We start from the raw sequence: 21,001 nt of genomic DNA, 5'->3' as shown, positions 1-21,001 counted from the left end.
TACCGCTCGGTTTCGCAATGGAAATTGAGGGCGAGGTCATGATCTCTGCCTGACAGGCCTGCAACGGCTTTGTCCGCCGACTGTGAGTTGGACCATATGCCGAATTTGCACGTGCGGCGAATGGCAGGAATGTGGGCTGCATCCGCAGCGTGCGATGTGTAGGCTGAGAGTCCGCTAAGGGCCGACGATCTCAAAATCCTTGTTGAGATGCAGATAGCCCCCCGGCGCCTCGCCCTTGGCGTTGCCGAGGAAGGAAATGATGATCTCACTCCCAAGACAATGCACTGTATGCGGGCCCGACAAATCCGCCTTGGCCTTGATCTGGGCCCCGTCGATCACCTTGTGCAGGCGCGGCGCACGCGGGTCGGTGGCGGTGTCCACGATGTGCAGCTTGTTGGAGCGCACGCCGGGCAGGATCAGGTACTTGCGGCTCATCGAGCCATCGTCATGACAGGACGAACAGGCGTTCCATCCCATGTGGTGCAGCTCGTCGCCAATGCCCGGCATCTCCAGCCGGTGGATGACCTGGGAATAGGTCGGGCTGTCGGGGTCCACATCCACGGTCGCCAGGTAGTCGGGTTTCTGAATGCCCGTACCTGTATAGATCGCAATCGTATAAAGCAGTTTCTCTCGCGGAGCCTCGATCGCGGCCTGAGGCGATGCGTATCCCGGCCCACAACACTCTGACATTCTATCCTCCCATCCGATCTGCGATCGCGACGATGCGATACATGTCGCGAAGGACTGGTTTTTCGATCAGTTTGCCGTCGATGACGACAAGGCCGGTATCCGCCTTTTCAAACTCTGAGATGATCCGACGAGCGCGCTCGATCTGCACCTCGGTCGGCGTAAACACCTCGTTTAAAGCGGCAATCTGCTTTGGATGGACAGAGCCTTTTCCGGCAAACCCGAGATCGCGGACTTTCTCCGCCTCGACGCGCATGCCTTCATGATCGTCAAGATCGAGGAAGGGCACATCGATCACATCGAGGCCGGCGGCCGCAGAAGCGTGCACGACACGGGACCTTGCGTAAATCATAGACTCAAAAGTGTTCTGGCATCGCAACTCGGCAGCCATATCCACGCCGCCAAAGAACATCGCATCAATCCGAGGTGAGCATCTGGCGATTTCGAACGCCGCTTCCAGCCCCTCGTTGGTTTCGATGATGACATGCAGGCGCGTGGCGTGCCCTGCCTCGGTCAGAAGCTGATCCAGCATCACCACTTCATCTGGCGTGCGCACCTTGGGCATCATCAGCGCAGGCGGAGGGGTGTCGCTGGCCAGCACCGCGTTCACGTCCTCGATGCCGAAGCGTTCGCGCATCGAATTGATCCGGACGATACATTCGACACCGTCATCCGTCTGTGGTTCTTCGAACAGCGCCAGCGCGTTACGACGGGCCTCGGCCTTGTCCTTGGGCGCAATGCCATCTTCGAGCTCCACACAGACGATATCCGCGCCCGAGGCCAGCGCCTTGGGAAACATCTCCGGCCGCAACCCGGGTGTGAAAATGAAACTGCGCCGTGGGCGTGGTGTTCGGTTGGTCATGCCTGTGTTCCGATTGTTGGCCGCTCAGGAATGGAACGATCCACACCTCGAACGATTGCCTTTTCACGGTCGAAGAAAGGCACATCTACGATCTGAGTGTCGTGTGTGCTGCCATCCGGCAAGCGCATTTTTAGGCTCCGGCCGACCCAATCACCGGGCGCATCAAAACGCACGTATCCGACACCAAGCCCTAGCGTCGGCGAAGGAATACCGGCCGTGACAAAACCTACAGCAACCTCACCATTCAGAACGACGGCACCCGATACAGGGGTCTCAGTCTCGCAGGTTATGCCAAAAAAACATGAACGGGTGTCTTTGCCCACCAGCGCGTCACGTCCGATAAAATCACCCTTGTCCATGTCAATGAAAGGGGCGAGGCCTGCCTCAAAGGGCGTCATGTCGGGTGTCATATCTGTCAGATTGCCCAGTATCCCGCCTTCGATCCGCCGCAGGGTCATGGCCCGGCAGGATGAAAACTCCAGCCCATGCGGTGCCCCACAGGTCATGAGGTGATCCCATAGCGCCAAATGATCAGTCTTAGCTCCATTACAGTAAATCTCGTATCCCAACTCATTCGTAAAACCAGTGCGGGAGACGTAAAACTGCTGTCCGCCTATGTCGAAGTAGCCCGAGCGGAAATACTTCAGTGTCTCATTCACCGCCCCGTCAGAGGCCGCTTTCATGATCTCCAGGGACGTCGGCCCCTGGATCTGCAGCACCCGGCTGTTCGGGTCGGAAATCGTCACATCATAGTCGCCAGAATGCGCCATCAACCAGGTTTCAAAGGGGCCATCAGCCTGCACATACCAAAACCGGTTTTCTTCCAAACGGAATATCACGCCATCCATGAACACACCGCCCTGCGGAGTACAGGCGATGGCATAATAGCCGCGGCCTTCCGTCATGGAGGCGACACGACGCGCCAGCACTTGGTCCAGAAACGGCACCGCGTCCGGGCCTGAGATTTCAATCGGCTTCTCGGGCGTGTCAAAGATCAGGGCCTTCTGCCGCAGGCGCCAGTATTTTTCGATGTGATCCTCACCCAAAGAAATCGGAAAATACCGCCCTGCATAGACGCCACGGATCATCGCGGGGCAATCGGTGCGTTCAATAAACGGCGACTCCTCGAAACGACGTGCGCTGATTGAGACATTGCTCTCCAAATCCGACGCTTCTTGAAAATTTCCCATGGCTTACTCCTTCAACGCTTGGGAAGATCCGTGTGGTAGAGTGTTTCAAATACACCTGTTCCGGTTATGACACCTGAACAAAGACACGATCATTTTCGACTTTAACAGGGTAGGTTTTGAGGTCCTCATAGACCGGCGCTGACAAAGCCTTGCCGGTGCAGATATCAAAGCGACCGCCGTGCAGGGGGCATTCGATCACACAGTCTATGACAAGCCCTTCCTCCATGGATTCCTCTTCATGGGTGCACATCAGGTCCGTTGCGAAGAAGCCCTTTTTGGTGTTGTAGATCGCGATCCTGTGACCGTGATGTTCCCACGCGATCAGGTCTTCGTCGTCGATATCCGTGGTTGCGCAGGCGTCTATCCATTGGCTCATTGGTGTGTCGGGCTCCATTTATCCAGGGCTTCGAGGAATTTTTCCTTCTCACCCTCGTGCATTGAAATGTTGGTTTGTGGATACGGGAAATTGCCGGCGGTCACTTCACTGTGGAACGCGCCAAGGGCAGCGACACGCTCATCCTGGATCTGTTTGTGCAGACGCCCCACATGGCCAAAGGCATGGGCGTGTTTTGGCGGTGTATCCTCTTCGCTGGCTTCGCCACAGATATCGGCCACGAAGGACATGATCACGTCGCCCGCCATGCCCGATCCCAGAGAGAAGGTTACAATCGATGTCTTGTTGTTGACGGCTTCCAGCACTTCTTCGGCAATGCATTCGGCCTCAACCGCGATAACACCGACATCTTCCATCCGCTTCAGCGTTTCATAAACCTTCATCGCCTCGTCGGATTTGCGCCCCCAACCACGCAGGCCCCCGCAATAGTGGCTGAAGGTCGGGATCAGACCGATATGGCTCTGCACTGGAATACCCTCACGCGACATCATCTCCATCGCATCGAATGACCGCAGTGTGTAGTACATATCCCCGCCCCGGCGCATAGCCTCGAAGGCATCGGCAAGGATTTCCTCGTTCGATCCGAACTGTGCCCATGTTGATCCAAGCCCTGTGAAATGGGTTGGTGCGATGGCGCGGACATCCTCGATCTGATCCATGCCAACCACAAAGAGATCAATGCCGGCCTCTTTGCAGGCGCGGATTTCATCGGCATTGGCAGGATTGGCCATGGACAGCTTGCGGCCCGTTCCTTTCAGAGCCTGAAGATCAGAGACCGTATAGTTGCGCGCCGCGGGTTTGCGGGAAAAATCATAAATGCGTTTCATGGATCACATGTTCCTCTCGGCGAACTTCTGAATTGGACCGCCCTCAGTAATCATGTGCGTTGCCTGGCGGATCGACGGGGCTTTGGTCGAGAGACCAAGCGAACGGCGGGTTGTCACCACCAGAACCTCCCAGTTGCTGCGAAAGAAGCCGGGGTCGGGTTCTGGCACCTGATCCTTTACAGCTTCGGCCAGATCAGGAAGCGCATGAAACGGCACATTAGGGTAGAGGTGATGTTCCACGTGGTTGTTCATGTTCATGTAGAGAAACTTCGCCAGCAAGTTGGTGCGAAACGACCGAGTGCTTTCCAGGATAGAGGGCGAATTTTCCTGCAACTCGACATGTTGGATCAGTGTGAACAACAGCATGACGGGTGCCCCCAAAATCCGGGGCAGCACAATCAGCCAGACAGGCCACCAGATGCCAAGGAAAGGTGCTGCTGCGATGGCCGCATAGATGGCCAGCATAATCCGCGCGTTGCGCGTCATCCTGGGAAACTCGGGCTCGGGCGTGCAGCTGCGCATCATATCGGTGTATTGCTTGGTCGCCAGTTGCCAGAAAACATGGACATGAAAACGAAGTATACCGAACCCGGTGATCTCTGTGATCCAACCTTTCAGCCCCATGGGCGTATCAAAGGGGAACTGGGCGTCTTTTTCGGCCCACCACGTAAACGTGTGGTGCGAGGTATGGGTGTAGCGGCGGTGCAGAGGTTCTTCCATGTAAATCAGGGACGACATCCAAAGCACGGTTTCATTCAGCCATCTGGTGCGAAAGGCGGTGCCATGGGCGGTTTCATGGCTCATCGAATAGGTCGGAACGCACAGGAAAATCCCGTGCACAAACATGGCGGGCCACATCCAGAATGTGCCAAGGGTCAGATAGACCAACGCCCCTGTCATGCAAAGCGAACCCAGCCACAGAGCAAGATAGATCAGCCCGGGGCGGTCTGATCTCGCGGCGATGGATTTGAGAGTTTTCTTGTCCAATTTCACGCCCGAAGACGCGGCATTGGTGGGGACATAGTCAGGCATAGTTGCTCCTCAGCTCGCGTAGTCCGCGCCTTCTTTGTCAAGAATGGCCATCAGGTTTTCCAGGTGCCGCTCGGCAAAGCCGTGGTAGTTGTCATTCTCATACGCCACTTTTTCGGCAACGGCGTCGGACAGAATCCGTAGGGGACGACCAGTCTGGAGTGCCTGAATGTATGTCTCTGCCGCCCGTTCAAAGTAGTAAAGACGGTTAAAGGTTTCAGCGATTGTATCGCCCATCACCATCACCCCATGATTGCCCATGATCATGACTTTCTTCGTCGGATCGCCCATCGCCGCCGCGCAGCGTTCCGCCTCGTCATCGAAGGCCAGGCCACCGTAGTGTTCATCAATGATTGTCCGGTTGAAAAACATGGCAGCGTTCTGATCCAATGGCGGCAGGCTGCTGTCTTCAAGGCAGGCCAAAGCGGTGGCATAGATCGAATGCACATGCATCAGGCACCGATGATGCGGACAGCGGCGGTGAATAGCGCCGTGCAGCCCCCAGGCCGCTCTGTCGGGTGCATCCGGGCGGTTCAGGGTTTCAGGGTCGTTGGCATCAATCAGGATCAGGTCAGAAGCCTTGATCAGCCTGAAATGCACCAAATTGGGGTTCATCAAAAATTGCGTGCCCTCTTCATTCACCGCCAGGCTGAGATGGTTGCCGACGGATTCGTGCATATTCAGCCGCTCGACCCAGCGAAAGGAAGCCGCTAGCTCGGTGCGCTCCTTCCAGTGGTCCATGTTTGAACCCGTTTCCGCAGATCGAAGAGAACCTGTTGGCATGCTTTTGACTCCCTGAAAAAGCTTCGGAGCCAATCTCTCTTCAAACCAGGTTTTGGACAAATTATAAATACCAAAGTAATATATTACTAGAAATTATGAATGCTTTTAATCTCAGCGCGTCAGGACCCGACTTGCTCATCCAGCCATTCCAGAAAGGCACGGCTGGCCGGAGTTTGTTCGTTGCTGCGTAACTCGCTAATGAAGTAACGCTCTTTCATCTTGATTTGACCGTCGTAGGGGCGAACGAGTTGTCCGGCGATCGAGGCGGCCTCGAACAGACTGGTATGCGACAGTGCCAAACCTAAGCCATTGATCGCCGCAGTCTGGGACACCACCACGGTCGAGGAGAAATTCACTGGATTGGGCGGAGGACCGCAGAATTTGGAACCGTGCCAGGCGTTCCAACTGGCTGTCATACTGGATGTGTCAAACAGTGGAACATGATCAAGTCTGCCGGAATTGGCCAATTCGGGTGAACAAACCGGGAAAAAAAATTCATCCCGCAGCGGCCTCAAGTCTGCTCGTGCCTTACCGATGAGATTCACGATCTCGATCTCGAATTTGGGCGACCGCTCTTCAATGTCCGAGATATGTGGTAGGATATTCAACCGCAACCACGGGTGTTGCCGATACAGGCTGTCCAACCTTGGCATGAGCCAGAAGAGCGTCAAAGCCATGTTCGCACGTAACGTCAGCGACTTTCCGCGATCAGGATCAGCGACCTTTCGGGATCCAGCGCGCAGTATCTCGAAAGCCTCATGCACGAAGTACAGATAGTTGCGACCTTCGTCTGTCAGCTGCTTGGTACGGCCAACTCGATGGAACAGGGCAAGTTTCAGATGAGCCTCCAGTAGCCGGATCTGATGCGACACCGCAGGTTGGGTGATTTTCAGCTCTGCCGCTGCGGCTGTGAAGGATCCGAGCCGGGCACAAGCCTCAAAGCTGCGTAGCCAGTTTAACGGTGGCATGTTGTCAGTATTCGACAAAGCGGTCTCAATCCATTATTTCTGATTATCAGTTACCGCCGAATTTATCATTTGTCTACGTCCCGGTTTGATTGGAGCATTTGTCATATATGTTTTTTCGGGAGATGATCATGCGGAAAGAGAACTTCATTCGGGAACTAGAAGCTAAATTCTCACGTGGTCAAATAGGCCGCCGCCAGTTTATGACCAACGCTCTGGCAGCTGGCGTTACCGTTGCTGCGGCGAGCTCGTTCGCATCGAGCGTCGAAGCTGCTACACCGAACATGGGCGGTACGTTGAAGGCCGGTTTCGGTTTCGGCTCAACCTCCGACACATTGGACCCGGGCCAATTTGCTGGCGATTTCCTGCTTTGTATGTCCTTCGGCTTCAACGGCTATCTGACCGAAGTTGGCGTCAATGGCGATGTTGTGCCTAGCGTGGCGGAATCGTGGGAAAGCACACCGGACGCCAAGACGTGGACGTTCAAGGTTCGCAGCGGTGTCGAGTTTCACAATGGAAAGCCTGTGACGGCAACGGATTGTGTCGCGTCGCTCAACTTCCATCGTGGGGAAAATTCGACATCGGCGGCAAGTTCGCTGCTGACCGAGGTCACGGACATCAAGGTCGATGACAAGAACACGTTCACGGTGACGCTGGCCAACGGAAACGCCGACTTCCCATTTATCCTGACCGATTATCACATAACCGTGGCGCAGGCGAAGGGCGACTCCATTGATTGGCAGAGCGGCGTCGGCTGCGGCGCCTACAAGCTCGACCGTTACGACCCGGGCGTATCTGCAGAACTGTCGCGTTACCAGAACAGCTGGAAGAAGACCTATCTCGATGGCGCCCAGCTGTTGTCAATTCTCGACGCGACCGCGCGTACCGCCGCAATCCAATCCAACAGCATCGACATCATTGATCGCGTCAGCAAGAGGACAGCTGGGCTGTTCGGCAAGACGCCGGGCATCAATTTGGTTCTCACGGATGGCACCCAACACTTTTCGTTTCCGATGCGGTGCGACGTCGATCCTTACAGCAACCTCGACGTACGGCTCGGCCTCAAGTACGCATTCAATCGTCAGGAGCTGGTCGATAAGATCCTGTTCGGTTACGGCGCAGTCGGCAACGACATCCCACTGTCACGCAGCCAGAAATTCTACAACGCCGACATTCCTCAGCGCCCGTACGATCCGGACAAGGCGAAGTTTCACTTCAAGAAGGCCGGTGTCCTCGGCAACACGTTCGAGCTCTCGGCCGCCGATGCGGCGTTCGCTGGGGCGATCAACACCGCAGTGTTGATGCAGAATTCGGCGAAACCGGCCGGCATCAGCATTGATGTCAAGCGCGTGCCGAACGACGGATACTGGAGTGAAGTTTGGAACCAGGTGCCGTGGTGCGCGAGTGCTTGGGGTGGTCGCCCGACGGCGGACCTGATGTTCACGACAGCCTACAAGGGCGGTGTGGCGTGGAACGAGTCTCATTGGGCCAACAATCGCTTTGACGAACTGTTGCTCAATGCGCGGTCCGAACTTGACGAATCCAAGCGTGCCCAGATGTACGGTGAAATGCAACAAATCCTGTGGGACGACGGCGGAGCCTTGATTCCAATGTTCGCATCATATCTTGCGGCGACCACTGATAGTGTCGGCATTCCCGAGAAGCGCGCGTCGAACTGGGATCTCGACGGAGGCCGCTGGATTGAGCGCTGGTGGCGCACCTAGTTCAGGATGGCGATACCCGAGGTCCGTTCTCCGAAATATGGCGCTGCTGGGCCAGTGACTGAGATGGGCGGTTAACTCTGATGATGAGACCGCCCCACGACGGTATCAAACTGCCAAGGTGGGTTTTAATGCAGCAAGGATCGCTTGAACCGTATGCTGGAAACCGAAGATGGTATGGGCTGGGTCCACTGTCCGGCAACCACCGCGTCATCGCCTTCGCTCCATTCGTGAATGAAACCCTGCCGGACGTCATCGAAATGGATCGTGACGGCGGGCGCTGACTTCCCTTTGGCCCAAGCCGGAAACTAATTGCCGAGGCGACCTTGTGACTGGAAGCAATTGCGAAAGTTGCCCCAGCAAATGCCTGCTTCGTACCGCAGACTGCCAGTTAGCAGATTGCTCGATTTCGCGCGTGCAGCGAATGTCACCTCTGACTGGCCGCGCCGCAGCATCTTGACCGGTTGGCCGACGGCAGCTCTGGGCCGTTCCACACCGGCGCGATCTGTGACTGGCACCAACATGTTGCAACCCATCTGACGGCTGCTGCGAGCCCGAAGCGGAAGTGGTTTGGCTTTGATGCTCGCAGGTGCTGCAAGCTGATCACTGACGCCGTGCGGGCACCACAGAAAGAAGAGCGGCCTTTCGTTGTAATCGCAGCGAAATCTGAAAGGCCAAGGACCGAGTTGCGGGAAGGAACAGTGGTTGGCATGCGACTATGCTTTGCGCAGCTTTTCGAAATTCTGGGGCCCCGGCGGGGTCCGTTAGCTTGGCAATGCGGACAACGACGTAAAATTTCAAAAATTTTCGTTTGTTGAGCAAATACCCGAGCTTTTCTTATACTGATATTCTGGATAGCAGAGACCGATATGTCTGAACTTTGTGGAACTCTAGACAACAATTATCTGCACGTGGCACTAAGCGATAGTGCCGTGGGTTGCCTTCGCGCGGCTTGTCAGTCAGGTGCGATGCCGGGCACTGTTATTGGCATCCCGGATGATCTCAGCCATGGCCCGCTGGACGATCTGCAAGTACGCCGCAGCTACTTTCAGAACTTGTTTATTCAAAGTGGCGCAAGACGAGAAGAGGCATGTGACATTCTTGCGTCCTGGCGCTGTCTTATGGCTGAAGCTGGCAGAATACAGACAAGGGAAGTTGTCGTTTGGGCTGGCGAAAACGTATCAGAGACTATGTTTCTTCACATGTTTTGCGACTGGATGCACGGTACCGATATCAAGCTATCGCATGTCAATGTTTCTGAAAGCAGCGACCAGCACTACGTCGCTATGTGGCAGCCGTCATATCTGGCCGGTATTTGCAGTAACGCTCGCGAATTGAATAACGCAGAGCGGGAACATCATTCATCTGAATATCGGCGCCTTTGCGCAGAAAAGGGTGTATTGCGCCGATGGTCAGCGGGACGTGTCGCTACAATGCAATCCAACTTCTATGATGACCTGCTCTTGTCGAGTTGCACGACCGATTGGTCCGTTGCCGGTCGGGTCGTGGGTCTTGCGATGAGCCGATGCGACGCACATAACCGGATGAGCGATCTCTTCTTCGCCAGTCGACTGGCGGCCCTGATCGAGAACGGCTTGATTGAGGTCCAGAAAAAGACAGGTCGATTGTTTGAAATCAACATTCGCATGTCGGCATCGAGTCCAGCGCATGAATCGAAGGCTTGGCGTGGCTAGCCGTTTCCCAGGCTTTGCGCAGATCGTGCGTCAGCCACGCGAAATTGAGGATTCGTGCCCGATATCGTCGCTCGCAGGAGCTCTCTGCAACTGAAACATGCAGCCAGACCAAGCCAGTAGAGGAGTTTCGAGTCGACCTGAGCGCGAAATTTGGGTTACACTTGTCGAAGCGAACGTTGGCTTGGAAGTCTTGAGAGTGAAACATGAACCGTTGGGCATTGGTGGCATTCATATTGATGGGGATCTCAGGCAATCCGGCGGTAGCACAACCGCTTGAAGAAGAACCAAGGGCCTTCAATCCCTATAGCGAAACGGCCTTGGCGATTACCGGGCCGGTGATTTTGTCGACCAGCCGAATGGTCTTTGAGACAGGTGGGTTTCTAGAACTCGAGACCGTCAACCAAGCTGCTTCGGGTGCCTGGGGAGTTTCCGGTGACGTGCCTGTGGCACAAGTGTTCCGAGTTACAGGAGACGTAGGACCTCTTCGGCGGGACAACAACCTCTGCGGAGATCAGAGCATAACCTACATGGCGGCTTGGGCGGAGGAACTCTCTGGGTCCGAGTACCTAGGCGTCGCAATGTTCAGCGGTACGGAGATGCCGGGTGGCGCAATCGAAGAAGGCACCTGCGGGACCTATTTCTATTCGATCGATGTAGAGAGATAGAAGCGGTCAAACAGGGCGCGCTACACTGACTTCAAAGTCCACATTCTTTCGTTCAAATGGATGGCAGCGCGCGGAGTGCGCCTCAAGGATTGAATGGTCGAAAGCAGGAGTGGGAAAGTCAGTGGAGCGTTTCTGATGATTGTGAAGCCAGGTTTTCTTTTTGGGATTGCTCTCTTTGCCGTCGGTGCGTCGTTCTGGGCGGGGTCAGTGTTTCAGAAGGCCCTCTATCATGATCGGTGCCTTGATCTTGGCGGTGGTCAAAACCCCGAAAATCACCCGATTTGTGTTGTAGAGGCAGAAGCCCAAGCACTCAGGTTTGGACCGATAATGGTCACAGAACGCGATCTGGTCAGGCTCGAGGTTCGGTATGAATCAAGCAACCAAGCACGTGTATACTTTACGTTGGAACAAAGGATCGCGAGCGCGTTGGCTGCCTTTACCTCCGCCTCGGTTGGGCAACACTTGGACATCTGGGTCGGCAACCAGATGTTGAACTCTGTCTACATTGCTGAAGGCGTCACGGGGGACCAATTCATCTTGCCGCTGAACAAGCCACAAGCGGAGAATCTCGAACGATTGCTAAGCGCAGAAATTCGCTAAGTGTTTGCCTTCAATTCATTTTAAGGACATCAGGAGTAACATCGTGAAAATCTTAACCCCAAGTTTGTGTTGTCTTTTCTTCCTGCCCTACGTTGTCGCGGCTGATCCGACGACGGAGTGTGGAGGAAGCAGTCAGGTCGAAATTGGCGCCTGCGTCGCTGAAACCCTGACCCGTGTCGATGCAACGATCGACATCTACCTAGGCTTCGCGATGAGTGCTGCAGAAGAGCTTGATGCGGTAACAGGTCGAGCGGTTGCTGTTCCCGCTCTGGAGGACGGGCAGGCTGCGTGGTCTGCTTATCGAGACGCGCATTGTGAATTTGTCGGGGCCACGTTTGGCGGTGGCTCTGGCACAGGAATTGGCATCGATTCTTGCAGGGTGGAACTCGGCCGGGAGCGAGCAGCCATGCTGATGCGCTACTCACAATGACATCCAAATGGAGGGGCAAAATGCCGGAGCAGAGTGAAAATAGACGCCGCGCTTTGCATAATGGATTTTTATCGATGGCCATATGCATTGTGACATTTGCAAATCCATACCCGACGTACGCTCAACAGGCCCAAATGGGCACTTGCTCAGGAAGCTCTGGCGCACCGTCGGCCGTGGAGACTGCACTGGACGATGTCCTCAAACAAGTCATCGATTCCCCGCTCGGTTCAGCTCCTGGCGCTGTTCTTTCAGTCCGCGCCGGAGACTGGCAGTACATAGCCGCGACCGGATTTGCTGACCCTTCCGCCGCCACGCCGATCGACTGCGCGATGCCATTCCAGATCGGAAGCAATACCAAGATGATGACGGCGGTTGTCCTGCTGCAGCTAATGGAAGAAGGGCGACTAGGCATCGACGACCCGTTGTCCATACACCTTCCAGAATTCGCGGCGCGGCTACCGCATGGAGAGGCAATAACTCTACTTCATCTGGCGCAGCACACGTCCGGGATCTTCAGCTATACTGACAATGCTCCTGACGGCACGCCAGGTCTGATGGAGGGCGCCACAACAAGCCGTGACGCTCTTGTGCGTTCGCTTGCACCACAAGAGATGGTTGATTTTGTCATAGAACATGGGGAGCCGAATTTTTCGCCTGGTGCGGAAGGTTCCTGGAGTTACAGCAATACAGGATACGTGCTTCTCGGGATGGTCATTGAGAAACTGGAGAAACACCCGATCGGAAAGTCGTTCGAAACGCGGATCTTCGGACCTCTTGGCATGAACAAGACCTATCTATGGAACGGTATTCCGAGGCCTGAGTTTGGGTTGCCACGGTCATTCCTTGAAGGCGACCACTACGAAACGACCGACTGGAACATGACTCAGGGGTGGGCTGCTGGCGCTGTGATTTCAACTGTCGACGATATGCATACCTTCATTGAAGCGCTTGTCGCAGGTGAACTCTTCCTGCAACCGGAAACGTTGTCAGAAATGATGGATACCATTCAAACCACACATCCGGCGCTAGCCGGATACGGGCTGGGGCTGGCGATGAAAGGAGACAATCTTTGGGGCCACGGCGGCCAAACCCTTGGTTTTGAGTCTGAGGTGGCCGCATTCGCGGACCGAGACATGTCGATTGTGGCCTGGGCTACGTCTTCGAGTAATGCCCTCGGATTTGGTGCGTTGTTGATTTCAGATGCCCTTCGCAAAGCAGGCGCCCTGCCAGAATAAATGTACGGGGGACTCCAAAAATCTAACTTACCCGTCGTACCGGGTGTACTGCAGGGGTCTTGTCACGTAAAACCAGTGTAAACGGTTATCCTTCCTTCCAAAGGTTTTGTGGTCTGAAAATAGGTGTGATTCATGAGGAATAGACTGCGCATCTTTGGCCTTGCCAGTCTTGCTTTGGTTGGCTTTTCATGGCTTGGGGAGATGGTTTTCTATGGCGATGTCAACGCAGAAGGAGTCCTTCAGGAGAGCCTCTTCTTGCCTCTGACATTTATCTTTGCGGCGCTCGGCGTAGCGCTTGTCATGCTATCGATCATCCTGGATCGGCGTCGATAGAGCGCCCTCATTATCAACGGTAGGGAATGCTGAAAAATGTGAAGCTGTCGGTCTGTGTGACCATTGTCGCTCCTGTTTCCACCATCAGGCTGACCCTCGCAAGTGCAGCAATGTGAACGCCAAAAAGGAGTATCGTATGATGTTTTTGAGAACCAGTGTCGCAACTATGGTTGTGGCAATTTGGGCAACGTTGGCAGGCGCGTCTCAACACGTCACTCCCGGGACCCTGCCAGAAGGGCCAGACGGCGACATAGATGCACTCACTGAGGAGCAGTTCTCCGTGGATGGATCGGCGTCCAGCGCGAAGGTATTCACGTTCGCGAACGGATCACGGTCTCTCCACTTCATTCCGATGATCCACCAGGCTGAGCCCGCGTTCTATGAAGCCGTGGCGGGCGAAGTGAAACACCTCAAAGCGCGTGGCATGGATCTGTTTTATGAGTTTATCGACTTTGATGAGGCGACACTTGAAGACAAGCACAGGGCGCGGGCCATGCTCGGATTTCTTCCCTCACCGGCTTTCTATGCGGAGAATGTATCCGGTGGCCTGGTGGCGCAGGATAACGCGCAATTCCTGGGCTTTCCTGGAGGCAAGGATGTCAACGTCGACCTGACGGTGGCAGAGCTTGCGGATGCCTATGAGACCTTGATTGGCCCTCTCGAGATCAGCGAGGAAAACCTGACCACTCCGATCGGGGAATTTGTCATGCCGACCGCGGATTTAACGCAAATCACGCGGGTCACAATCGACTGGCGAAACCAGCATCTTGCGGAGGCCATCGATAGTGCTTCAGGTAGTGTTGTTGTGCTTTACGGCGCAACTCACGGCGCAGGAACTGTCCAAAGGCTTCAGGCGCTTGATCCAAGCTGGCGGCGCATGGAATAAGCAAGTCAATAGGCCTCATTGAACACTTCCTTTCCCAGAAGGCTTGGCCTGATATTGAGCCTCAGGGGCAGAGCCTCAGCGGTTGGGAATGCTGAAGAGCGTGAAACTGTTGGTCTGGGTGATCATCGACACTCCGGTTTCGGCCATGAGGCTTGCCATCGCAGCGCTCCCGGTCGGGCAGGCCACGAGATCGGCCGCATCGTCAAGGAAATCGATCGTGAAGGCGGTTTCGCCGACCAGTTGGCATTCGTCCGCAGCACCGCGGTAACCGCGGACGAAGACCAGTTCCGGATCGGGCTCACTGATCGCGACTTCGGGGGGCGCTTCGACGCATCCCGTCAGGGCCAGTGCAACGGCGCAGCCAGCAATGCCGGACATCGCCTTTTCGAGGCGGATCATCGCTTCTACTCCCATTCTGCTTCTGTGCTGCGCCAGACCTTCTCCTCAGCATCCCAGGCACTGGCCACTATACAGGGCGTCGGGTTGATCCCCCCGCATTGGGAGCCGTGGACATCCGCCAGCAGCACGCGATCCCTGCCAATATTTGTCATTTCCCATCCCCGGTTCAGAAGCGAGGACATGCGATCCCCGACCAGGAAGTGAGACATGCAGCCGCCAGTTCCGCAATAAAGAGAGACGGCCGAGGAACAGGCAAACCCGACTTCATCCAGAACCCAGTCCAGATAGTCGTCGCCATCAAGGTCGACGCGGTGCACGGCTCCAAATTCGAGGGCGAACTGCCCGTTCTCGTAGTCTGAACATGCCTGTTGGGCGGCCTGGACTTTTTCGAGCAATTGGTTTGGCAGGTCGGACAGATCCTGGGCGCTCGCCGAGGCAGTGCAGAACACTGCGGAGACCACGGGCAAAAGGAACCGCCAGGGGGCTTTGCAAATGGATACGACAAGGGGGGGCCACATTGCCTTTTTCTCCTTCCATTCATGAAGCCGACTTTGGCGAGCTCGATACGGACAGCCGATCGCGCTTTTTGTCCGGTCAATCCAGTAGTGCCTGCCGCGCAGACGAACAGTGCGATTGAATAGACGTTATCGCCGCACGGAAGGCACACTGGAGATACGCGGTATGGCCGCGTCAGAGGCTACCTTCGTCTGTCAAAGACATGATGCCTTCGGTCGTCCCATCTCCGTAGGTGATGCACTGCCAAGGTGCTGCATCTGGTCCGACGCCAACGATCACTCGGATATTGGCCTCGCGGGCCTCGGACGACAGGACCCTCACTTGACTATTGCCCGTCGCCTGGGCGACGGCCGTCAAGCAATCCTGGTTCGCGCGATTGGGAGGCGAGCTTGAGGAGCCGGTATCTTCCACGCATGCCGTGAGCAGAGTCCCCACGAGCAGGCCGGAAACGAGTTTAAGTGTTGAGTTCATGTTGGTTGCCTTTCCTTCGGTTGAATTCCGGAACATCTGAGAGATTGGTCAACGCACGCATTTGTACGCGCAAAGGCCCGTGCTTTTCGTTCCGCAGATCACTTCATCAATTGCACTGTTCATAGGTGTAGTCGCCGAACTCGATCCAGTTCCGACCGCCGTCACTGAAGACAAGGAACTCGGAACGGTCTTCGCCAAGCAACGCGACCTGGAAACCGGCCGGCGGCTGAGAGCTTCCGAAAAAGCTGTAAGACGTCATCGCGCGCACGGTCTCTCCATTAACCGTAACCACGGCGTCCCACTGGTCACCGGACTGGCCAACGATTGCATATTCGATGACCCGCTGAACGGCCCCGCCGCCGCAGTAGACGATGCCCTCGGGCGCTTCCATGCCCTGTGATGACGACGCGCCTGACGCACAGGCGGCACGCAGCGATCGGACTGCTGCTCCCGAGCCCTTGAGCGTAAAGATGCCATAGGAGACGTCCTGGTCGATCATCGACAGGTTCAGAACCGCATTCTGTGCGATCTGGTCCAGAACAAAGTCGTAGTCTGACTGGTCGAAGAACCGGACCTCAACGGGATAGTTGTCGACGATAGAGATCTCTGCATTTGCGGACCCCGCTTGGAAGGCGCCAACCTCTGTCGAGCCGTTCTTCATGAAGCGAAACGACAGACCCTGCTTGGAAACGATATCCTGCGAGTCTTCATATCCTGCCGGCACGAACCGGACCCGATCGCATTGTAACTCCAGTGTCATGTTCCCTGCTTGGATGAAAGCGTTGGGATTCATGCCCGAGCTGAAGTTCCAGTCAGCTTGCGCGGTCGTGGCAGCAAGGAGACCGGCGAACGCCAAAGGGAGAACGCGATAGATTGTGGAAAGCATAGGTTGGTCCCTTGTTGATGAGTGCGAGGCAGAAAATCACTATTTCCTATGTGGGTCGAGTCTAATCTAGCTCTAACTATCCCATTGGCCTAAGCGACTATACCAATGCGCAATTGAGACGGAGCAAGCCATCAGCCGATGGTTTCGCCAATGGTTTTGAACGGGATACGTCGGAATTGAAAACTCTGCCAATTACGCGATTCGAAGCTTTCTATGGTTCAACCAGGGGGCGGGCCAAACTGATTGCTTCCCTCTTGTGAAGGTCGGGTCAGCCACCAGATCATCAGGACTGTGAGGATGAACTGAAGAACCCCGACAACCATCAAGCCGGTTACGCCCAAGAAGGCCGCAGGCCCCCTCAACGCTTCAGGATCGTCCACTCCTTGCTCCAGAACTGCAAAAACAGCGATACCGCTGAACAGCATGAACATTGTCGCGATGCTCAATGCCGCAGGCAAAAGCAAATACCAGCCAGGTCTTCCAGTGTCATGCAGTCGACGCCATCCAGCGGCGAGCATGGGTATGACGACGGCAAGCTGGAAAATTGGGGTCAGAACTTGGGTGCCCTCCCCGGTTTCAGGGTCCATGCCGAATAGAGAAGCGTCGATAACCGCCAAGACAACGCTGACGAGAACTACAAACAACGCAAACCACCAGTACTCAGACCGCACCGCGCGTCCCGAAAAAACGAAGTATTTTGAGAGGCACGTCTTGATTGCTTCAACGAAACCCATGTTTGCTCACCCCCTGAAACCATTGGCAGATACTTTCTTGCGCTGAGGAATGATTTGCAAGCCTTTGCCAACTTGCCGAGGTGCCGCGCCTGAATCGGGTTGCTTCGTCCGCATTTGAGACATCAAGTTGTCGCGCGGCGAATGATCGATTGGGCCCGATCTGCCCCATTTAGAGAATCCCAAATGACCGCTCTGCGGGAATCCGGGCTGCACTGCAGCGATGCGATAGCTGTTGGTTTGTGATCTCACCGATTAACCATGCCGCGCGTGCATTGGTCCGGTTCGTCCGCGTTTTGATCCTTCATCCGTCTGCTGATTTTGCTTACGCAGCGAATGGCCGGAAAGCGGGCCGCGACCGCAGCATCGCAACCCGTAGGTGAATGTCCGCAAAGGGCCGTTAAGGCAGACGCTATATTTCTTCTAAATGGTGAGGGATCCTGGCCCAGTTGGGCGCGTCTTTCACAAAGACTTTTTTCGTTGGGCTGAAGTTGTTTGGTTCATCCAATGTCCCAGCCGATATGCTGGTCAGTCCGAAGGATGTCACGCCCCACAAATTTGATCCGCAGGTGCCGCAAAAATGCTTGATGACCGGGCGCCCCTCCTTTGATGCCTTTTCAAAGGTCAGCGGTTTGCCTTTCAGTAAATGAAGATCTTCGGATTTTACCATGTACCCGGCGTAGCCATCTGTGCCGGTCATCGATAGGCAATCACTGCAGAAACACATAAGTTGCATTACCGCGTCGCCGGTGACCTGGTATCGTACCTCACCGCAAAAACAACCGCCTTCCAATATTTCAGCCAAGTTCCTTCCATCCTTCTATTTTGTTCAGGAAAATATGAAAATATCGTACCTATTCCAGCCATTGGCGGCAACGGTTTCAGAAGCTGAAAGTTGAACGGTACTATCTGAACCGAAGTACCAGGAATGACTCGAGGCATGCTTCTGACCGCATGAACTGACGCTCACTTTCATCACGTTTGTGAATCCTTGCCTGAGAACAGATTTCGCAAAGTCATTGGACAGAGGGATGGAGCCAAGTGATACTCACGCCATGGAGCTGACAGACACCACACTTGTCCATCTGATCCACGTGGACCCCGACGTTAATATGGCGCGGTTCTATGGAATTGAACTGCAGCCGACGCTGTTTGGGGAAGTGTCCGTCCTTCGTACCTGGGGACGTATTGGCACGAATGGGCAAGCCATGATGGTAACCTATGATGACGAAAGTCAGGCCAGTGAGGCGCTCCAATACCTGGAAAAGCAAAAGCGCCGTCGGGGGTATGTTCCGGTTGGTAATTGAAACCGACCACCAACGACAATAGACCTCTCATCTCTCAGCCCGGTAGAGCGTTCTATTCTTTAGCAACCCGGCCAGAATGGACATGATCACCGAGGTTTTCCAGCTCGTCCTGGCAGGCTTCGGAAATACCCTCTGGTAAATTGTAGGCGTCAATATCTGCCTCGATCTTTCTCAAATCAGCCTCCAGGCCCATGGATTGGAAATCATCGACTTCTCGAAGGCGGTAAATCAACCGTTCTATGAGCAGGCGGTGGGCCAGCATCCGGCCCAGCAGTTCACGAATTAATGGTTCTTGCATTCATCAGTTCTCCTCAACCCGCGCAGTAGGCACGATCGGAATTTCGGGGTCATTCGCGGAACTTAACGCGTGAGGGGCACCTGCGGAGATTGGCGTCCGACATTCAGTTCGTAACGAGAAAGCGGGATGCGATCTTATTCCCTGGCAAATCCCGAGCCTATCGTCTCGTGGCCGGGCTCTTGGTTTCAGCCGACGAGCCGGCTTCCACCCAGAACACCCCAGCATGATCTCCCTGTCCCAATAGCCCCAGACCCGTCTCTTGCGAGCCGGGGCAGGGGCTTTGGGTCATGGTCGGTCCACGCTGCGGTGATCTGCCCATTCGGGTGACGATCCCTTTTGCGCTGCCGCAGGATCGAAGATCCTTTGCCTTGTTTTGTGGGTCAGGCGGGATTTGGACAAGCCAAACGCCACCTTCCGTCAGGGGGAAGGCGCGGCCTCCCCCCTCGGACAAGACAAATAGACAAGACCGTGTCCTCGGCTGCGCCTGCGGGCCGCACCACTCTTGTCGATTTGTCCTGTCTCGCCCCTCTCCGCGTTCGCCACGTGGCAGGTTTTAGAGACGACGCCCTTTCAGGGCTCGGCTCAAAACCAGCACCAAAGGGGATCAGCCCCGAGGTCGCACCACAAAAGGAGAGACGGTTTTGAACCTTGAGACGACAAAAGACATTGAGACTGACACCAGCCTACAGGCGGCGGAGATTGCGGCTCAGAATGACCTGTTTCGGAAAGCCCTGATCGATCCGACTGCGGCGATTGAGATGCACTCCAAAGGCATTCAGGGACAGGTGTTCGTCACGCCCGGCGTGTCGGGCGAGGGGATGGAGTTCCAGACAGCAGCTTTGGCGGCAGTGGCGTCGGATGACCGGTTTGACGAGGGCAACGACCCCTATGGCGATCACACATTCGGAACGGTGACGGTCAGCGGCCAGAAGCTGCTCTGGAAAATCGACCTCTATGACGCGGATTACAAATACGGCTCCGACCGCCCGGTTGATCCCGCAGTGACGCGCCGTGTCCTGACCATCATGTGCCCCAGCGAATACTGATCCCAATCCCAAACCAGAAAGGAGGTGAGTTCATGAACCCGTACACCCTCGCGCGTCAACGTCAGTTGGCTTGGAAGAACCTCAAGAAGGGCGGCCTCTCCACCAAGATCGCCCGCGCCTACTTGAAACAACACGCAGCCGCCTAAGCGGCCCCGCTCTACCCCGAAAGGGGTAGGGCACCCTTACCACGATCTCAAACTCTGAAACAAGGATTTGCCCCATGAGCAAAATCGAAACATTCACCGCTCCGGAAACCATCGAAACCATCGCCCTGTCCGATCTGTACTTGTCCGACATCAACCCACGTCAGGACGTTGGTGATGAAGGCATCGCCCTGCTGGCCGATAGTCTGGTCATGTGTGGACTAATCCAGAACCTCAGCGGTCTGCGCGAAGCGGATGGTAAAATCGCTATTGTTGCCGGTGGCCGCCGGTTGCGGGCTCTGAACATTGCCGTGACAGAACGCGCCGATCTGGCACAGGTTCCCGTGAAGGTCACCGACAACCCGTTTGTGGCCGAGCAGTGGGCCAATGCAGAAAACACCGCCCGCGAAGAACTGGACCCGGTCGACGAGGTCCGTGCCTATGGCAAGATGGCGGAGAAATCCCTGTCCGTCGCCAAGATCAGCAATGCATTTGGCGTAACCGAAGCGCATGTGCGCCGCCGTCTCGCGCTGGCCGGTCTGCCTGCCGCCGTATTGGACGCGCTCAAGGCGGGTGAGATCAGCATGGGTCAGGCGAAAGCCATGACCGTCAGCACCGAAGAAGAGAAAATTCTGGACGTGCTGGAACAGGCCAAGGACTGCCGGTGGTTCAGTGAACATGATGTCAAACAGGCTCTGACGTCTGAGGCCGTCAGCAGCACCAACCGCAAGGCCGTGTTTGTGGGGCAGGAGGCTTATGTTGAAGCAGGTGGCACTGTCACCGCTGATCTCTTTGCCGATGAAACCCTGTTCAATGAAGGCGCGTTACTAGGCTCCAGACTCATTGAATTACAGCCAGAATAGGACTGTAGCAGCGAGAGCGATGGCCGAGAGGAATACCTTT

26 protein-coding genes and 1 pseudogene are annotated in these 21,001 nt (G+C 55.5%); 12 read left to right on the top strand and 15 right to left on the bottom strand.

Annotation, left to right across the window (positions count from 1 at the left end):
* Positions 1–180: 180 nt before the first annotated feature.
* The 8 genes and pseudogenes from AC2FEB_RS22500 to AC2FEB_RS22465 all read right to left on the bottom strand — a co-directional run.
* Positions 181–690, bottom strand: a pseudogene (locus AC2FEB_RS22500) (selenium-binding protein SBP56-related protein); the annotation flags it as partial.
* A 1-nt stretch (position 691) separates the two neighbouring features.
* A complete protein-coding gene (locus AC2FEB_RS22495; RefSeq protein WP_496677193.1) occupies positions 692–1,549 on the bottom strand; it encodes an HpcH/HpaI aldolase/citrate lyase family protein in 858 nt (285 codons plus the stop codon).
* Entirely contained in the window at positions 1,546–2,739 is a 1,194-nt protein-coding gene (locus AC2FEB_RS22490; RefSeq protein ID WP_496677190.1) for an aminomethyl transferase family protein, read from the bottom strand. Before AC2FEB_RS22490 ends, AC2FEB_RS22495 begins: the two co-directional genes overlap by 4 nt.
* Before the next feature lie 64 nt (positions 2,740–2,803).
* The gene (locus tag AC2FEB_RS22485; RefSeq protein WP_496677187.1) at positions 2,804–3,115 is read right to left on the bottom strand and encodes a non-heme iron oxygenase ferredoxin subunit; all 312 of its coding nucleotides are present in this window, start codon (positions 3,113–3,115) and stop codon (positions 2,804–2,806) included.
* On the bottom strand, positions 3,112–3,960 hold the full coding sequence (locus AC2FEB_RS22480) for a 3-methyl-2-oxobutanoate hydroxymethyltransferase (protein ID WP_496884391.1): 849 nt from the start codon (positions 3,958–3,960) through the stop codon (positions 3,112–3,114). The genes AC2FEB_RS22485 and AC2FEB_RS22480 overlap by 4 nt, the downstream gene beginning before the upstream one ends.
* A gap of 3 nt (positions 3,961–3,963) precedes the next feature.
* Positions 3,964–4,992: a fatty acid desaturase gene (locus tag AC2FEB_RS22475; RefSeq protein WP_496677181.1), complete on the bottom strand. Its 1,029-nt coding sequence runs from the start codon at positions 4,990–4,992 to the stop codon at positions 3,964–3,966.
* A 9-nt stretch (positions 4,993–5,001) separates the two neighbouring features.
* Positions 5,002–5,730 (bottom strand): class II aldolase and adducin N-terminal domain-containing protein, encoded by a 729-nt coding sequence (locus tag AC2FEB_RS22470; RefSeq protein ID WP_496677178.1) that lies wholly within the window; start codon positions 5,728–5,730, stop codon positions 5,002–5,004.
* A gap of 161 nt (positions 5,731–5,891) precedes the next feature.
* Positions 5,892–6,758, bottom strand: coding sequence for a LysR family transcriptional regulator (locus AC2FEB_RS22465; RefSeq protein WP_496677175.1), 867 nt, complete (start codon positions 6,756–6,758; stop codon positions 5,892–5,894).
* Between the two features lie 110 nt (positions 6,759–6,868).
* On the opposite strand from AC2FEB_RS22465, the gene AC2FEB_RS22460 reads away from it, so the two are divergent.
* The 9 genes from AC2FEB_RS22460 (at position 6,869) to AC2FEB_RS22420 (ending at position 14,301) form a co-directional block, all read left to right on the top strand.
* A complete protein-coding gene (locus AC2FEB_RS22460) occupies positions 6,869–8,461 on the top strand; it encodes an ABC transporter substrate-binding protein (protein WP_496884390.1) in 1,593 nt (530 codons plus the stop codon).
* A gap of 128 nt (positions 8,462–8,589) precedes the next feature.
* The gene (locus AC2FEB_RS22455; protein WP_496677170.1) at positions 8,590–8,742 is read left to right on the top strand and encodes a hypothetical protein; all 153 of its coding nucleotides are present in this window, start codon (positions 8,590–8,592) and stop codon (positions 8,740–8,742) included.
* Between the two features lie 585 nt (positions 8,743–9,327).
* Positions 9,328–10,152 (top strand): DUF3658 domain-containing protein, encoded by an 825-nt coding sequence (locus AC2FEB_RS22450; protein ID WP_170805386.1) that lies wholly within the window; start codon positions 9,328–9,330, stop codon positions 10,150–10,152.
* Positions 10,153–10,355: 203 nt separating this feature from the next.
* Positions 10,356–10,817 (top strand): hypothetical protein, encoded by a 462-nt coding sequence (locus tag AC2FEB_RS22445; protein ID WP_170805385.1) that lies wholly within the window; start codon positions 10,356–10,358, stop codon positions 10,815–10,817.
* Positions 10,818–10,952: 135 nt separating this feature from the next.
* Positions 10,953–11,417: a hypothetical protein gene (locus AC2FEB_RS22440; protein WP_170805219.1), complete on the top strand. Its 465-nt coding sequence runs from the start codon at positions 10,953–10,955 to the stop codon at positions 11,415–11,417.
* Between the two features lie 43 nt (positions 11,418–11,460).
* The gene (locus tag AC2FEB_RS22435) at positions 11,461–11,847 is read left to right on the top strand and encodes a lysozyme inhibitor LprI family protein (protein ID WP_496677166.1); all 387 of its coding nucleotides are present in this window, start codon (positions 11,461–11,463) and stop codon (positions 11,845–11,847) included.
* A 20-nt stretch (positions 11,848–11,867) separates the two neighbouring features.
* Positions 11,868–13,082 (top strand): serine hydrolase domain-containing protein, encoded by a 1,215-nt coding sequence (locus tag AC2FEB_RS22430; protein WP_496884389.1) that lies wholly within the window; start codon positions 11,868–11,870, stop codon positions 13,080–13,082.
* Between the two features lie 132 nt (positions 13,083–13,214).
* On the top strand, positions 13,215–13,415 hold the full coding sequence (locus AC2FEB_RS22425; protein WP_170805382.1) for a DUF3955 domain-containing protein: 201 nt from the start codon (positions 13,215–13,217) through the stop codon (positions 13,413–13,415).
* Between the two features lie 136 nt (positions 13,416–13,551).
* The gene (locus AC2FEB_RS22420; RefSeq protein WP_496677159.1) at positions 13,552–14,301 is read left to right on the top strand and encodes a hypothetical protein; all 750 of its coding nucleotides are present in this window, start codon (positions 13,552–13,554) and stop codon (positions 14,299–14,301) included.
* A gap of 75 nt (positions 14,302–14,376) precedes the next feature.
* Here the strand turns inward: AC2FEB_RS22420 and AC2FEB_RS22415 are convergent, their stop codons facing one another.
* From AC2FEB_RS22415 to AC2FEB_RS22390, 6 genes are all read right to left on the bottom strand, one after another.
* Positions 14,377–14,700 carry a hypothetical protein gene (locus AC2FEB_RS22415; RefSeq protein ID WP_496677157.1) on the bottom strand — a complete coding sequence of 108 codons (324 nt, stop codon included), beginning with the start codon at positions 14,698–14,700 and terminating at the stop codon, positions 14,377–14,379.
* A gap of 5 nt (positions 14,701–14,705) precedes the next feature.
* Entirely contained in the window at positions 14,706–15,218 is a 513-nt protein-coding gene (locus AC2FEB_RS22410; RefSeq protein WP_496677154.1) for a hypothetical protein, read from the bottom strand.
* A 172-nt stretch (positions 15,219–15,390) separates the two neighbouring features.
* Complete coding sequence (locus AC2FEB_RS22405) at positions 15,391–15,687, bottom strand: hypothetical protein (protein WP_496677152.1); 297 nt, start codon at positions 15,685–15,687, stop codon at positions 15,391–15,393.
* 106 nt (positions 15,688–15,793) lie between these two features.
* Positions 15,794–16,573, bottom strand: coding sequence for a hypothetical protein (locus AC2FEB_RS22400; RefSeq protein ID WP_496761419.1), 780 nt, complete (start codon positions 16,571–16,573; stop codon positions 15,794–15,796).
* 218 nt (positions 16,574–16,791) lie between these two features.
* Positions 16,792–17,307, bottom strand: coding sequence for a DUF805 domain-containing protein (locus AC2FEB_RS22395; protein ID WP_496677147.1), 516 nt, complete (start codon positions 17,305–17,307; stop codon positions 16,792–16,794).
* A 409-nt stretch (positions 17,308–17,716) separates the two neighbouring features.
* The gene (locus AC2FEB_RS22390) at positions 17,717–18,109 is read right to left on the bottom strand and encodes a GFA family protein (RefSeq protein WP_496677144.1); all 393 of its coding nucleotides are present in this window, start codon (positions 18,107–18,109) and stop codon (positions 17,717–17,719) included.
* A gap of 250 nt (positions 18,110–18,359) precedes the next feature.
* Here AC2FEB_RS22390 and AC2FEB_RS22385 point away from each other — a divergent pair, with 250 nt between their 5' ends.
* Positions 18,360–18,611 (top strand): WGR domain-containing protein, encoded by a 252-nt coding sequence (locus AC2FEB_RS22385; protein WP_496677142.1) that lies wholly within the window; start codon positions 18,360–18,362, stop codon positions 18,609–18,611.
* Positions 18,612–18,663: 52 nt separating this feature from the next.
* On the opposite strand, the gene AC2FEB_RS22380 is transcribed toward AC2FEB_RS22385, so the two are convergent.
* Positions 18,664–18,909, bottom strand: coding sequence for a hypothetical protein (locus AC2FEB_RS22380; protein WP_496677140.1), 246 nt, complete (start codon positions 18,907–18,909; stop codon positions 18,664–18,666).
* Positions 18,910–19,550: 641 nt separating this feature from the next.
* Between AC2FEB_RS22380 and AC2FEB_RS22375 the strand changes: the two genes are divergently transcribed.
* On the top strand, positions 19,551–19,955 hold the full coding sequence (locus AC2FEB_RS22375) for a DUF3768 domain-containing protein (protein ID WP_496677137.1): 405 nt from the start codon (positions 19,551–19,553) through the stop codon (positions 19,953–19,955).
* A 220-nt stretch (positions 19,956–20,175) separates the two neighbouring features.
* Positions 20,176–20,961, top strand: coding sequence for a ParB/RepB/Spo0J family partition protein (locus AC2FEB_RS22370; protein WP_496677134.1), 786 nt, complete (start codon positions 20,176–20,178; stop codon positions 20,959–20,961).
* Positions 20,962–21,001 lie beyond the last annotated feature (40 nt).

This window comes from Ruegeria sp. YTSC106 (genome assembly GCF_059609765.1).
Note: the sequence above shows the minus strand (reverse complement) of the source record. Positions and strands in the feature narration are given on the sequence as shown.